The organism is Blautia sp. MSK.20.85, from assembly GCF_013317245.1.
In the GTDB taxonomy this organism is placed as follows: Bacteria; Bacillota; Clostridia; order Lachnospirales; family Lachnospiraceae; genus Blautia_A.
Genome location: NZ_JAAIUN010000023.1, coordinates 1 through 13,384, shown reverse-complemented (window position 1 = coordinate 13,384; position 13,384 = coordinate 1). Strand labels below are relative to the sequence as shown.

Sequence of the window (13,384 nt, the reverse complement as noted above, 5' to 3'; positions counted from 1 at the left end):
GAATTATTTTAGTTGGTTAAAATCCATTGCCCAATATTTTCAAAACAGAGTTCATTTATAATACTTCAGCGGTTTGCATTCATGTGTTCAGCCACTTTCTTCCAGGTTTCTGCTCCGCAGATTCCATCGACTGCGATCTTTACATTTTTCTGAAATGCTTTCAGTGAAGTTTCTGTCTGTGTTCCAAAGATTCCGTCCACTTTTACCTGCAGCATTGCCTGTAACATGGAAACAGCAGACCCGGTACTGTTTTTTCTGATGATCGGAAGCTGTACATTCAGCTTCTCTGTTGTATCTGGTTTTTTCGTACTTTTACTTTCTGCTGTTTCATTTTTATTTTGTGAGTTTTTGTTTTTCATATATAATTCTGTTTTTTTCACAAATTCCGGCCACTTTTCTTCATCCATGAGGCGTCTCGGGCAGTGTTTTCTTGACGCATCGTAATGTCTTTTCAGCCGGTCTGTCCCCCATCCGTACTGTTTCAGCAAAAGAGCCGCCAGCTGTTCTGTCTTGTCTACCGCCGTATAATAATCTGTTTCCGGATTCACACAGATTTCGATATTGATAGAATTCCGGTTCGTGATTCCATACTTTCCTTTTCCGTCCCCTACTGCCCAGGCCCCGTCGCTGTGGTCCAACGTCTGATATACGGATTTTGAATCTACATAATAATGCACGGTACCAGCCAGATTGCCATTCTTCATTGCATTGGCATGAGCTTTGGCATCTGCCCCCTTACTCCAGTTATCCGTTTCATGGATTACAATATATGCCGGCCGGTTCTGGCCGATATAACAATTCTTTTTGCTGATCAATCTTATGATATTCATAAAAAATTTCCTGTTTTTTGTCTTCTCTTTATTCTATGCAGCTATTCATCTTTTTCCAGCTGTTTGATCAGCTGATTTACATATGTAGAAAGCCCCGCCACCAGAACTCCCTGCGTCATGGAAGTAAATACAGCCATTGCGATATCCTGTGCCGTATTATAGGAACAGGTTGCAAAAACATAGATCCCGCATACAAGGATCCCCACACCTCCCAGTATCAGTGGAATATATTTATCCTTCACAGCCTGGGCTTCCTTCAGCGCAATTCCCATAAAATACAAAGCAACTGCTGTGATCAGCAGTTCCGGTTTAATATAATTCACAAGCGCTTCCATAAACCTTCTCCCCCTTGCAGCTTTGTTTTATTTTATGAACTGCTCCGAAATTTGTTTCACAGATTCTTCAAAATTGCATCACGATTTGCTCACATTTTTTCGATATATTATTACCTGTAAACAGCAAGCAAGTAAATGCAACTGCTAAACAACTTTTTCTTTTTCATACTTTTAACCGGGAGCGTTAAAACTCCCGGTCTCCTTCCTTTTTTTAATACAATCGTAATACAAAGCGGTCATTCCCATTCCGCTTTGTACTTCAAAAAGGATACCGTAAACTCATCAAGACTGATGACCTTACGGTATCTTTTTTGTATTGTCAAGCGGATATTCGCAATCCGCTTCGCTACGTAGCTCATAACCAAATAACTGCTCCGCAGTTTATCAGGAGGAGCTTGCACTCTTCCTGATACAAGCAAGTCCCCACCCACTGCTTATTGCTTTTCGCAATTGAAGCAGGGGACTTATTTGATTTGGTTAAAAGTATTAGCTGCGAGTGATTGCTACGTGTTAGATATATGTTAGCTATTGCTGTTTTTCCAGGCTTTTTGAGAATATTTTGTTCTATTTCCAGGCAAAAAGAAAAAGGCCGCAAACCCTTGAGTTTACGGCTTTTTCGCTATTTTAAGCTATGCTTATATTAGAATTTGCCAGCGTCAGCAGCTTCCTGTACGGAAACAGCTGTTCCTTTATTTTCATGCTTTTTCCGCATGATGTTAGCTATTTGTTAGCTATCGCTTCATTCTTACCTGTTCTTATACTTATTTTGTGTTGGCCTTCATGTGCTCAAACACCTTTGTCCAGGTGTCTGTTCCGCATGAGCCATCTGCAGTAATAGCAACGTTTTTCTGGAATACTTTCAAAGATGTTTCTGTATCGTTTCCGAAAGAACCGTCTACTTCAACACCAAGCACGGCCTGCAGGGAAGATACTGCTGCTCCGGAGCTGCCTTTTTTAATAACCGGAAGCTGAACCTTAATTTCTTTTGTCAGTGTTATTGCACTTGTCTTTTCCACCGGATACACCGCTTTTCCGTTCCAGTCGTAGATGGTGTAGCCTTCTTTCCATTCTTTCTTTGCATTTTCAAGACTCTTATATGCTCCGATCTGGCTCTTACTGTCAGCCCAGGATTTTCTTGTGTGGTAGTATTTATCTACTGTTGCCGTGGTGGTCTTGGCTCCGATCAGCTGCTTGAAACGATTCCAGTCACACTTGGCCCGGATTGCTGACGGGCAGTTCTTGGCGCATACATCATAATGCTGCACAACTCTATCTGCCGGGATTCCCAGCTGCTTCATGATCTGCTTGCATATCTGGACTGTATTCTGAAATGCTTTCTCGTAGTTATATCCTTCCTGGACACACATCTCGATTCCTACTGCATTTCTGTTATTGACTGTTCCAAACAGGCGGCCGCCATAGTTGACTCCTACATGCCAAGCACCACGATCATACGGAAGTGCCTGGTATGCTTCTGTATCATCAACGAATACATGAGCGGAATAGCCTTTAAAATTTCCATCGTGCTGGGCTTTTGCGTGTGCTTTTGCATTTGCTCCCTGTGCATAGTTATCTGTGTTGTGAATAACAATATACACCGGTGTCTGACCTGCATAGCTGTTGTTATTACTGATAAAGCTTGTATTGATATTCATAGTATCATTCTCCTTCTCTGTCTTAATTGATAATATGCTGTTCAAAATGTTGATGATCTTCTGGCCGTAGTTCTGTCCGGATGCCCAGCCCTGGCCCTTCGGGTTTTCATGCGTGCCGAGATGCTCGACATATTCTGCACAGCCCCTGTTGACATATGTGTAACGCGGATCTACACAACGATTCTGCAGCTTGTCTGTAGAGGCATAAGCCTGCAGATGCTGGATCTGTGCCCGAATGCCTTCCGCTGGTGTCTTGAAGCTACTGCCTTTCATGCCCGTTTTGGTTACACCCAGGCCACAAAAATTGTTCTGATTGAGTGTCACCGCAGAATTAGAAAAGGTGAAGTCTCCGGTTTCCAAGCAGGACTGGGCAAAAGCTATATCACCGCGGACTCCTTCGGCTGTTCCTTCAGTGATATATAAAGGAATCATTTTTACTACGGAATCCGGTACCTGTGGATTAACCTTCTTAATATAGGTTCTCATCTGTTCAATGCTTGCTTGGGATTTATCCATGATTTTTAGCATGTTGTTTCTCCTTTACTGATAAGAAAAGAGGACGATCACTCGCCCTCTGAATCCTCTTTTTCTGTATCGATATTTACTTTATCTTCCACCTGAGATTTTACATGTGTTACAAGTGGAATCAGGAATGCCGGGATTGTTACTCCCATATCTTTGATATTCTCCAGAATGCTGATGATCTCGTTGCAGATAATCCAGATTGCTACAATACAGGCTACCAGGAATGTAAATGGTAATGTGATACCTGCAGTCTGGGTCGCATATAAAAGAAGCTGGTCAATGATCGCTCCCACGATTACCAAAAGCCACATACACACCTTTTTCATAATTCCACGGATACTTTTATATGAGTTGATGTCCTCAGATCTGTATGTGGATGCCATAAGGCCGGTGGCATAGTCAAGGACGTTGCAGGCCACCATCAGGAGAACTGGCACTGTCAGTACGCCAAGGATGGAGCTGATCAGTGCAAAAATTGCTGTAAAAAATACTTTAATATAGTTTTCTTTCATTGTTTTTTTCCTTTCTCCGGTGTTGCGCCGGCGCAATTTTAATAAGTATAAAAATAAGAGCCTTTCGGCTCTGCTCTAATTTCCATATTCTTCTCCTTCTAAAAAAGAGAGCTTTTCAGCTCTCTAAATTACATATTTCACATGTGGTGTTTTATAATCAGATTCCATCCTCATCTTCAGCATCATAATCTCTTACGTTCGGAAACATGTCTGAATCATCCGAAATTTCTTCTATCATTTCTTCATACTCTTCTTTCACATCTTCATAGGAAGAGTTTTCATCCAAATCATGTCCCCAGTGCTTCTCGTCCATTTCCTTTAACATTTCCTGTTTTGTCATTAACGTAACCTTCCTTTCTTACTGCTGCCATTCCTTGTATTTGGTTTCATTTTATCTCTCTATTTTCAAGAAATCAATAGATCTGCAGAACATATTTCAACTTTTGCTTAACCAAAGCCCTCCTCGTCCCCTTATGTCCTTTGTACCAAAAAAACATCGGTAACGTCAGTATATTCTACCAACATTACCGATATTTTATTTTTCATGAGAAATAATCTCTCGATTATCATTTAAAATTGCGTCAATCAAATTCTGAAATGACTCCGTTTTTTTATCTTCTGGCATTTCTTTAATAATCTGTATTACTGTTAAATATTTTTCCGTTGAACCCAATCTTTGGTGATAAATACTGAGTTGATTTATGGCTTCTTTATACAACCAGAAAAATAATCCTGCAATTATTTCCACAACAGTTCCTCCAATAACGGATATTACTGAAATATTCCTTTTGAAGAAAACTACCGCTGCTATGCCAAACATATATATAAAGAAGCCTAAGAAGCAAATCAAAAGTGCTGCCGAAAAAGACTTCCTGGCCTGATCTTTACTTATCACATAGTATTCTTTTAATTCCTTCACATTCCTCAACATAAGCTCAAGAACATTATCATTATCTGCATATTTAATTTCAATTCCATCAATTGCTTTCTTGATTTCTACATATTCTTTTTCTTCATCAGCTTTATCATAAGCTTTTTTTGTTATAAATGCTACCACAGCTGATATAACTGAAGCTGTCAATGTAGTTATAGCACCAAATATTTCAAATGTATCCATTAAGCCTTCCCTTCTTTCATGTATATTATACAACCAGAAGAATCAATTTCCAATAGTTTTATAAGACAATAGTTTACCGTTTTGTTTTTGAATCAACTAGCGCCCCCTCTTTAGTTAATTAATTCCGCATTTGATTTCAACGCATTAACCCATACATTTGCAACCTTTTTCCCGCCTTCATCATTAGGATGGACATTATCAGAGAGATAAATAGATGATGTCGCAGAATTAATACCACTTTTTGCGTGTTGATCTGCAACAGGAATACTCCATAGATTTGCAACGCCACGAACCGCTTCAGCAATCTCATCCATATTACCGTAGTTAGAATCGTTGCAGTAGATAGGTGTTGCAATCATAATCTGAATCGGATTTACTTCTGATGTCTGTGTGATACCGCTGTATCCGCTCCCAAGACGATAGTATTTGTAGAATACCTTACTCAATAGTACATTGTAAGCACCTACAAAAGTATCGGTATTCACATTATCTCTACTCATATCTCCAATAGTAACGCCTTGTGCTCCGTCATTAGTACCGCCCATAATCAAAAGACAATCTATATCGTCATTAAGAGCATTAATACGAGAGTCTTGCCACATTGCATTACTATCATTTCCGCTAATTCGTGTTCCACCTATACCATGATTATAGATTACCCCAGTATGTAAAGCATCAGCCACATAGCCTTGCCACGTTCTTTGTTCTGTTATGCTATCACCGAGAGTATCAATTACCTTATCAAATAAAACTTGATTTTCAGACGATTTATAAGAATTGAAATAGGCTTGCCAATGTGTTTTAGCAGTACCTTTTTCAAACATCTGATATTTGTAAGCCGAACCTGTAATATAGTCCTTATAAACTGATACTCTAAAGTATTTAGCATCATCTGGCATATCTGATTTTGCATATCCACTAGGAGCACCACTCCATACTGTAATCTGAGAATCGGGAATATAAGAATTTTCTTTTGCATCCGTATAGAACGCTATTGCGTTAATTGGGATATCTGTTTTACCCTCATTACAATACGCAACAAAGTCATTAACCGGCATAAAATTAGAAGTTATATAACCATTATTTTCGCCAACAATTCCTCTCGAAAGCAGACCGACAGAACAGTTGTTTACGTCTAAAAGATTTCTGCTTGAATAGTTTACTAGTCCATTTACATCAACACTCAAAACTCTGTCAGCAACAAGTGCCTTATCTGATGTTTTTGAGTGTTCAGCTTCAATAGCATTTGAAACAATGCCAACAGAAATATTATGTATTGGATTTTCCCAATCAATTAGTGACAGTTCATCTTCTGATATGTCTGTAATATCGTATACATACAATTCACAGTTAATAACGCCATTTCCATTAGAGATACAGATATTAGAATCCGTTGTTATGTCGACATCTACAAACCCATCTAAAGGATATGCTCCACCAACAGTTATTATAAGTTTTTTAAAGCTATAATCTGACATTGTTCTGATTACGCATCCACTACCACTTATCGTTTTGTATGCAACTCTGTATTTTTTTCCTGCTTTGAGATAGGTGTCTGATACTGCTCCGATTTCCACGAAATTTCCGCTTGCAAATGTTCCGCTCAAGGTATTACCGACAAAAGATTTATCATCAACACCATTGCAATATCCAAATGGCTTATCTTTTACCAAATCAATAAGTTTTACAAATGTTGCTATATCAGCTAAATCTTCCTTTAGCGAATCAGCAGCCTCCCTATTCGCATCAATCTGCTTCACCAAACCTGTGTCGTCCATGTCGTATTCGAGTTTATATTCCAGGGCGAGGGAATATGGATCTACGGGTTCTATGCTTCCGGCAGAGCCAAAGCCCCGGCATTCCAGGGTTTTGTTCGTCTGATCGTAGAGCATGTAGGGCACATGGTTGCTTTCGCTTGTGTATGCAGTGGCGGTGCTGTCTACGGCAAAGTATTGGCCTTTTTCTACGGGGATCCAGCAGCGTGCGTTGCCGTTTGCTTCAAATATTATTTTCGTTGTGCTTACTATTTTTATGGTTTCAGCACTGGGCATGTATACGGTTCCTGGATTTTTTTCAAATTCTACAATATAAGCCGAACATTCTCTGTCCAAATTTAATGTACTTTCATTCTGTGCAAAAGCACCTCTGCTTATTTTGGCAACCACGCCTGCTGCCGTAAAGCGTTCATTTAAAATACAAATTCCTTTGGTTTCCGCAACATATTTCGTGGATTCTGATTTCGCCTTTGACCAGATGGAAGCACCTGCACCAAAGAGAGCTTTATGTATATCCGAAGCCTGTTCCCTTACCGCTTCTCCGGCGTTTCCATATTCTTTTCCATCATAGGCAACACGTATATCCTTCAGCTCTGCATCTCCGGTTGTTGAACCATCTCTTAATGCCGTAAAAGCATTCATTCTTTTCTGGATATTGTCCATCTGAGCTTTTGTCTGATTATATAAATGTTCAGCATCGCTACTTATCTGAGCTCCGGAATCTGATAATTTCTTCATGAGATTGTCAACAGAAACCATCATATTCTGAAAATCTTCAACATTGAAATAATCATCCTGTTCCGGATAAGGCATTGCATAATTCTCTGTTTTTTTCACTGTATTACCTCCGTTCGAAGCTGATCGTATGTTTTTGCCTTAAGTTTTTTATAGGTAAAAGGCTTATATGCACGGTATGTGTTATAAATAATGATAACGTCTATAATCTGGTCCAGTGGTACGATTCCCTCCAGCATTTCCCAGATTATTTTTCTGTTTTTATAGTGTTTCAACTGCAAAGTAACGGATACTGTTTTCTGCTGTATGTTCACTTCCAGGTTGTATCCATCCCCAAGCATACTCTGCAGTCTTTTCTGAAGAATCCTTTCCGTATACATAGTCGAGATACACCATCTTGCAATCACGGCAATTTTTCGTGTTTCCAAATCACTGCTGCTTGAAGGCTGGATATTTAATATCCGCTCTCTTCTTTCAATTCCACTTTTCCTGGATTCTTTTACCGTGATATTATCATCCAGTTCCTGGATATGATTCTCCAGTTTTTCTCCAATAATATCCCCAGCTTTAACAGAACACTTGATTTCCCTGATCTGCATCACGGCATCCGGATAGTTTACTTTGACGTGCATGTCAGTTCCCCCTTCACAGGAAGCTTGTTTTTCCCAACTGTATAGTTTTTGGCTGCTCCGTTCAGGGTTGTTCCTGCAACATCCTCTACCCCTGTCACATCCACGATTGCTCTCTCAACCTGCAGAATCCTTACAACCAGATTATCATTCTTCTCCCATTTTTCCCTTACTTCAAGGAAATACTCTTCAACGGCCTGATTGATATATTCCTTAATGTCTTCATAGGCGTATCCGGATTCAAATGTAATTTCTGTATTGATATTTACGGTCTCTTCCTCTGCACCAACCACTTTTACCCTGTGTCCGATTGGAGCAATTCCATCGCCTTCTCCGCTTGTCACCACCGGATCAACGGTATTCTGCACCTCTTTCACAACGTCCTCATCAGGAGTCCGGAAAGAATCTCCTGCAATCATTACCTTGATCTGATCATCTGGTTTTGAAACTCTTTCCAACTTACAGGCCTTTACACCAGGCATTTCATTGATCCTACCTTTGTAATACTCCCTGTTCCCGGCAAAACCTCGATAATTGTAGCTGTTCAGCACTCTTGACCGATACAGTTCGGTATCCTCCTGGTCTTTTCCCTGCAGCCTGCATTTCAGTATCTTTCCCCACTCAAACCCTTCCACAAAAGTTATCGGGTCCAGATCAGATAAAAGGGTATTCGGGCCACTTCCAGATGTATCACATCCGAGCCTGTATATATGCTTGTTTTCATCAATCACATTGAACACTGTATAGTTGTACTCATCGCAATTCCACCTGCTGCCGGCCGGAACTGCACAATTGAACTGTGCTTCAAATTCTGCATAGGTAGCTTCATTTATGAAACATCCGATGTCATTTCCAATCCGGATAAGGTGTTCCAGATCCGCCGTATCTGCAAACATATTCTTTTCTATCCCGGACATAAACATATATGTCTCTTCCAGCTGGACCGCCTGTTTTGCACAGGCATTATACAGAAGACTTCCCTCTGATGTATCGATATCGTCCGGCATCTCCTTCATCATGGCTTCCATGATATTTTCAAATGTCATATCCTCAAACATAAATCTCCGCCTCCTGTTCTCCCAGTGTTGTTATAAGTTTGAATGACAGCATGATCTTTTCATCTTTTTTCACACATTCAAAATCTGTGATCCCTTCTATATATGGATTTACACATAAACACTCCTCCGTCATTCTTTCCAGCTCTGAATTCGTATATCCTTCAGAATACTGTTTTCCGATCAGGTCCTCAAACTCCTGTCCATATTCATCTGAATAGATATAATATCTGTACCTTGGCGTATGTAATGCGATCCAGCACCATACCATCAGGGCATCCACGCCCTCCACAATCTTCCCGGACAGCTGTCCTGTTTTGAAATCAATTCCATATTCTTTCGGAACGTATTCCTCTTCCGTAATATCATCGGATTCCGTATCTGCAAATGGAAACATCATACCGGGTCCACCACCTTTGCAATCAATACAAATTCCTCAGTATCCTTCATCTTCATCAACAAGACTTTATCCCCTTCTTCCAGATGATTGATCCCGTCTTCAACAGCCAGGTTGCTGCTTACTGAATAGTCACTTTTATTTATTATTCCAGATCCTATTTTTACTCTCCCGTCATGGCCCATTATCCCCAGCTCCGGCACCTGAGGATTGTAAAAACGTCCTGCCTTTCTCATCTGCTCAATCAGTTCTTCATATGGAGTCATAGTCCGCTGTACCTCCCTCCGTTAATGATCGCCGTCACTTTCTTTCCGACCCATTGCCCGATATTAAGCTGCGCTCCATTATTTGTCTCGGAATTTCCCAGGCTTTCAAACTCCACGATCGACACAGCACCAGAATACACATGGCCCCACTGGTTCCCGGCATCATCACCTTTTTCATCTGCTATGATCGCGTTGAAACGTGCTCCATCTTCCAGAACCACGCTTACAACATCACCTGCAGAACCAAATACCGGACGGAGGGCTATCAGATAATAACCATTGATGGTTGCAATGCCGTTCTTCCCTGGCTTCCCATTATTTCCCCACAAATCTGCGATTGTCTTCTGGGTGCTGTACTTTTTCCATCTTCCAAAGAAATAGGAATAGTTTGTGTAGTCTTTTATGATCCCTGTCTGTGCTACAGATCCCGGAACCGCTACGGTTGTTCCGCTTATCACCTCATCGCTTCCTTCGGCCGATTTTGTAACCGGATAATCTATGTAACAGAATCCAAGGACATTCTGATGGGAATCTCTTCTTTTCACATCATCGCCATAATTGCCTTCAATGCTCGTGTATCCACCATCACTATTAACGCTTTCAACAATTCCGATATGTCCCTGTCCGCCATAGATTACCAGAGCTCCTTTTTTTGGGGTGCTGCCCCACTTTCCACGGGCCTGGTAATAATCCCGGACATTAAAGCAATAGGCTTCTTTTGCGCCACCCATAAACAGATCCGCATGGCCGCTCTTCTTGAAGCAGGCCCAGATAAACATACAGCACCAGGCAGCATCCATTCCATACAAAACCGTAATCTCGTTATGATTGCTTCCAGGTGGATTTTCTCCAATCCCGATCCAGGATCTTGCCTGGTTCAGAACATCTTCCAATGCAGAACTCTCCGATGAACCTGACGAGCTTGAGGATGTCTCTTCTTCATCCTCTTCCTGTGTGTCCATGATATTCTTAAATTCCAGATCAAGCTTCATTGTATAGGAGCCATTTTTCCATTCATGGGAATCACTCTCAATCCAGAATCTCCCTTTTAACCCTGTCCTGGAATCTTCTATGATCACCCCAAGGCCGGAAACACAACGGTAATCCCCTGTTGATGTCAGGCTTGCATTTTTACTGATTCCTTTCAGCTCGTTCATTGCTTCCTGCTTGCCATTACCGGAATCCACAGTGATCGCGCTCTGGAATATTCCATACATGTTCGCCCAGCGTGTGTTGGTAAGGATCCCGATCTTCTTATTTGAGGAATTATATACATATACCCGGTTTACCATATCATCTGTATTCTCGCTGTAAGACGATTCAAGGATCCGTTCACCCTGCTTAATGTGAAATCCCGGGATCGTCTTCCCCTTTTCGATCACTTCCAGGGTATCCCCGTTCATCTGGGCAATGTACGGCTTTTTATTCTTCCTGTGCACTTTTGTGTATGCAGCCATAATAATTTCATAATATGGCCTTTCCTGGAAAAACATCTTATTTAACACCAGTCCAGTCTTTGCAAGGTTTCTGACATTTATACCGATATCCTTACATACCATTTCCGTAATCTTTTCCGGCGTTTTGTTCCGGAACCGGTATGTCCCGTTGGATCTTAGCAGATGGATCATATGATCCTTTGCCGTATACTGCAGCTCCCCGGCATCTGAACTCCTGTTTCTTTCCGTAACTGCCCCGACAAAATGCACTTTCTGATTGCTATCCGGATAAAATACGATCTTATCTCCAAGCTTGATGTCCAGTGTCTCTACACTTTTATCATTCGGACTGTATGCTACAGAAAACGCAACGGTCCGGGCTGCCTGTCGTGCACTTCCGGACCAGGTAACGCTTGTGACGTATTTGGTTATATCATTCTCTTTCCACTTTAGTTTCATGGTATCACAAGCCTTTCTCCGTCAAAGATCCACCATCCGTTTACACCCTTATTGGCACTGCTGCGGAATCCATGTTTTACTGCAGTCCGCTCAATAATGGTCTTGTTTGCTTCGTAGATCTTGTTCGCATATGATCCGGTTCCATAATATTTCTTGGAAATACTCCATAAGGTGTCATTTCCGAAAACAATATGCACCTTTGCTTTCGTTTTGGAGTTTTCCCGTTTCGTTCCCTGTTTTATATTCTTTTTTGTTGTGGAAGCTGCAGTCTTTGATGTCTTTTTCTTTTTTGGTTTTGTGTACTTAGGTGCCCGGTATTCCATCAAAGACAGCTTATATTTGATATCTCCAGTTCCATCTTCCTCCCCGTATGAGAAGGAGCTGATCACCACCTGCATATTGATCTTTGTTTTGGTAACAACCAGACGGAGCGTTTTTTCTTGCCAGGAAAGTATTTTCTTCACATATTCCCATGGACTCTGCTTTTTCTTATATGCTGCAAATGAATAATCCTTATTTGGAAAAAAGGACTCCAGTTCTATGGAACTGAGCCCTCTTTTTCCAAGGATCGTGGCATCTCCAAGGTTCTGGACGTTCACGGTTTCATGTCCGGCATCCCTTGTAACGTTATAGGATGCTGGTAGTATCGGAAGCTGTATGGAATCTTTTCCGCATTTCAGCCATATTTCCATCTTACTACTCATTTACGCCTACTATGCTACCGCTGTCTGCGGAAGATTATCATTGGTTTCCTTTACTTTCTGCACAATTCTCTCCGCGATCCGGTCAATATCTGCTTCTTCACGAACAATAATGCTGTCTGCCAGTTTCGCTATGGTAATTACTGTACCTTTGTTCTCGGAACGTGCCATTCGGACAGATTCATCATGTGGATATACCCTTGTACCTCTTGGCAGGTCAACGATCTCTCCACCTTTCTCACTGATCTGTACAATGCCGCCCTGCCAGTTATCGGTTCCTTTTGACAGAGTTGGAATCTGCGGAATGTTAAGCCCTTTCCAGCTTTTACCACCAATTCCAAGTACCCAATCCGGAACCGTGAAGTGAATGGAATTAATCCTGCTGATCGCACCATTTACAATGGAAATGACTGCATTCATCGGGGTTTTTACAAAAGCTTCCAGCATTCCAAAAGAATTGGAAACAATATCTCGTAAGCCTTTCCATGCTTTTTCCCAGTTTCCAGTGAACACTCCATTCATAAATGTTGTGACTCCCTCAAGAACGCCAAGAAAACCGTCTATATACTGGCTTGCACCTTCAAAGAATATTACAATCACATCCGATCCTTCTGAGAATACAAATTGTACAGCTTTTATAAATCCACTCTTCAGATAAGAGCCTATTTCTGTACACAGTCCTAAAAACGGCTGAAGCTGTGGCTGTACGGTATTCCAGAACGATTCAAACCGTGCGGCTGTTTTTCCCAACAGCGGACTTATTTTGTCCCAGTTTTTATAAATCAGGAGTGCTCCAGCAGCTATCGCTACTATGGCAATTCCTGCTGGCCCGGTCATAACTGCACCAAGAACCTTAAATCCACCAGCACGACAAACGCATGAGTAAATAAATTGTGAACACACCCCTTTTCTAGTAAAATAAAAGAAAAAGGGGTGTTATTTATGCAGGAATTATTA

General features: G+C 41.2%; 15 protein-coding genes and 1 pseudogene. All 16 read right to left on the bottom strand.

The features are described from left to right. Positions 1-65: 65 nt before the first annotated feature. Positions 66-830: a peptidoglycan recognition protein family protein gene (locus G5B12_RS12200; protein WP_174088401.1), complete on the bottom strand. Its 765-nt coding sequence runs from the start codon at positions 828-830 to the stop codon at positions 66-68. 41 nt (positions 831-871) lie between these two features. Next, positions 872-1,165 carry a phage holin family protein gene (locus G5B12_RS12195; RefSeq protein ID WP_118062634.1) on the bottom strand — a complete coding sequence of 98 codons (294 nt, stop codon included), beginning with the start codon at positions 1,163-1,165 and terminating at the stop codon, positions 872-874. A 236-nt stretch (positions 1,166-1,401) separates the two neighbouring features. Next, entirely contained in the window at positions 1,402-1,524 is a 123-nt protein-coding gene (locus G5B12_RS17825) for a hypothetical protein (protein WP_255493945.1), read from the bottom strand. Between the two features lie 402 nt (positions 1,525-1,926). Continuing rightward, positions 1,927-2,820, bottom strand: a complete 894-nt coding sequence (locus tag G5B12_RS18360) for a peptidoglycan recognition protein family protein (RefSeq protein ID WP_244096091.1) — start codon at positions 2,818-2,820, stop codon at positions 1,927-1,929. 30 nt (positions 2,821-2,850) lie between these two features. Beyond that, a pseudogene (locus G5B12_RS18355) lies at positions 2,851-3,342 on the bottom strand (glucosaminidase domain-containing protein); the annotation flags it as partial. A 41-nt stretch (positions 3,343-3,383) separates the two neighbouring features. Beyond that, positions 3,384-3,857: a phage holin family protein gene (locus G5B12_RS12180; RefSeq protein ID WP_174088399.1), complete on the bottom strand. Its 474-nt coding sequence runs from the start codon at positions 3,855-3,857 to the stop codon at positions 3,384-3,386. A 157-nt stretch (positions 3,858-4,014) separates the two neighbouring features. Beyond that, positions 4,015-4,197: a hypothetical protein gene (locus G5B12_RS12175; protein ID WP_174088397.1), complete on the bottom strand. Its 183-nt coding sequence runs from the start codon at positions 4,195-4,197 to the stop codon at positions 4,015-4,017. A 195-nt stretch (positions 4,198-4,392) separates the two neighbouring features. Further along, positions 4,393-4,974: a TRADD-N-associated membrane domain-containing protein gene (locus G5B12_RS12170; protein WP_174088395.1), complete on the bottom strand. Its 582-nt coding sequence runs from the start codon at positions 4,972-4,974 to the stop codon at positions 4,393-4,395. A gap of 110 nt (positions 4,975-5,084) precedes the next feature. Further along, positions 5,085-7,586: an SGNH/GDSL hydrolase family protein gene (locus G5B12_RS18080; protein ID WP_174088393.1), complete on the bottom strand. Its 2,502-nt coding sequence runs from the start codon at positions 7,584-7,586 to the stop codon at positions 5,085-5,087. Beyond that, positions 7,583-8,116: a putative phage tail protein gene (locus tag G5B12_RS12160; protein WP_174088391.1), complete on the bottom strand. Its 534-nt coding sequence runs from the start codon at positions 8,114-8,116 to the stop codon at positions 7,583-7,585. Before G5B12_RS12160 ends, G5B12_RS18080 begins: the two co-directional genes overlap by 4 nt. Further along, positions 8,101-9,171, bottom strand: a complete 1,071-nt coding sequence (locus G5B12_RS12155) for a baseplate J/gp47 family protein (RefSeq protein ID WP_174088389.1) — start codon at positions 9,169-9,171, stop codon at positions 8,101-8,103. Before G5B12_RS12155 ends, G5B12_RS12160 begins: the two co-directional genes overlap by 16 nt. After that, on the bottom strand, positions 9,164-9,568 hold the full coding sequence (locus G5B12_RS12150; protein WP_129975719.1) for a DUF2634 domain-containing protein: 405 nt from the start codon (positions 9,566-9,568) through the stop codon (positions 9,164-9,166). Before G5B12_RS12150 ends, G5B12_RS12155 begins: the two co-directional genes overlap by 8 nt. Then, positions 9,565-9,831 (bottom strand): hypothetical protein, encoded by a 267-nt coding sequence (locus G5B12_RS12145; RefSeq protein WP_174088387.1) that lies wholly within the window; start codon positions 9,829-9,831, stop codon positions 9,565-9,567. The genes G5B12_RS12150 and G5B12_RS12145 overlap by 4 nt, the downstream gene beginning before the upstream one ends. Continuing rightward, complete coding sequence (locus G5B12_RS12140; RefSeq protein WP_174088385.1) at positions 9,828-11,726, bottom strand: CHAP domain-containing protein; 1,899 nt, start codon at positions 11,724-11,726, stop codon at positions 9,828-9,830. The genes G5B12_RS12145 and G5B12_RS12140 overlap by 4 nt, the downstream gene beginning before the upstream one ends. After that, entirely contained in the window at positions 11,723-12,430 is a 708-nt protein-coding gene (locus tag G5B12_RS12135; RefSeq protein WP_174088383.1) for a LysM peptidoglycan-binding domain-containing protein, read from the bottom strand. The genes G5B12_RS12140 and G5B12_RS12135 overlap by 4 nt, the downstream gene beginning before the upstream one ends. Positions 12,431-12,439: 9 nt before the next feature. After that, positions 12,440-13,027: a hypothetical protein gene (locus G5B12_RS12130; protein ID WP_174088381.1), complete on the bottom strand. Its 588-nt coding sequence runs from the start codon at positions 13,025-13,027 to the stop codon at positions 12,440-12,442. Positions 13,028-13,384 lie beyond the last annotated feature (357 nt).

Excerpts from the sequence above, each read along its gene's own strand:
- G5B12_RS12200 (WP_174088401.1), bottom strand. The coding sequence starts at position 830 with ATGAATATCATAAGATTGATCAGCAAAAAGAATTGTTATATCGGCCAG.
- G5B12_RS12195 (WP_118062634.1), bottom strand. The coding sequence starts at position 1,165 with ATGGAAGCGCTTGTGAATTATATTAAACCGGAACTGCTGATCACAGCA.
- G5B12_RS17825 (WP_255493945.1), bottom strand. The coding sequence starts at position 1,524 with ATGAGCTACGTAGCGAAGCGGATTGCGAATATCCGCTTGACAATACAA.
- G5B12_RS18360 (WP_244096091.1), bottom strand. The coding sequence starts at position 2,820 with ATGAATATCAATACAAGCTTTATCAGTAATAACAACAGCTATGCAGGT.
- G5B12_RS12180 (WP_174088399.1), bottom strand. The coding sequence starts at position 3,857 with ATGAAAGAAAACTATATTAAAGTATTTTTTACAGCAATTTTTGCACTG.
- G5B12_RS12175 (WP_174088397.1), bottom strand. The coding sequence starts at position 4,197 with ATGACAAAACAGGAAATGTTAAAGGAAATGGACGAGAAGCACTGGGGA.
- G5B12_RS12170 (WP_174088395.1), bottom strand. The coding sequence starts at position 4,974 with ATGGATACATTTGAAATATTTGGTGCTATAACTACATTGACAGCTTCA.
- G5B12_RS12160 (WP_174088391.1), bottom strand. The coding sequence starts at position 8,116 with ATGCACGTCAAAGTAAACTATCCGGATGCCGTGATGCAGATCAGGGAA.
- G5B12_RS12155 (WP_174088389.1), bottom strand. The coding sequence starts at position 9,171 with ATGTTTGAGGATATGACATTTGAAAATATCATGGAAGCCATGATGAAG.
- G5B12_RS12150 (WP_129975719.1), bottom strand. The coding sequence starts at position 9,568 with ATGATGTTTCCATTTGCAGATACGGAATCCGATGATATTACGGAAGAG.
- G5B12_RS12145 (WP_174088387.1), bottom strand. The coding sequence starts at position 9,831 with ATGACTCCATATGAAGAACTGATTGAGCAGATGAGAAAGGCAGGACGT.
- G5B12_RS12140 (WP_174088385.1), bottom strand. The coding sequence starts at position 11,726 with ATGAAACTAAAGTGGAAAGAGAATGATATAACCAAATACGTCACAAGC.
- G5B12_RS12135 (WP_174088383.1), bottom strand. The coding sequence starts at position 12,430 with ATGAGTAGTAAGATGGAAATATGGCTGAAATGCGGAAAAGATTCCATA.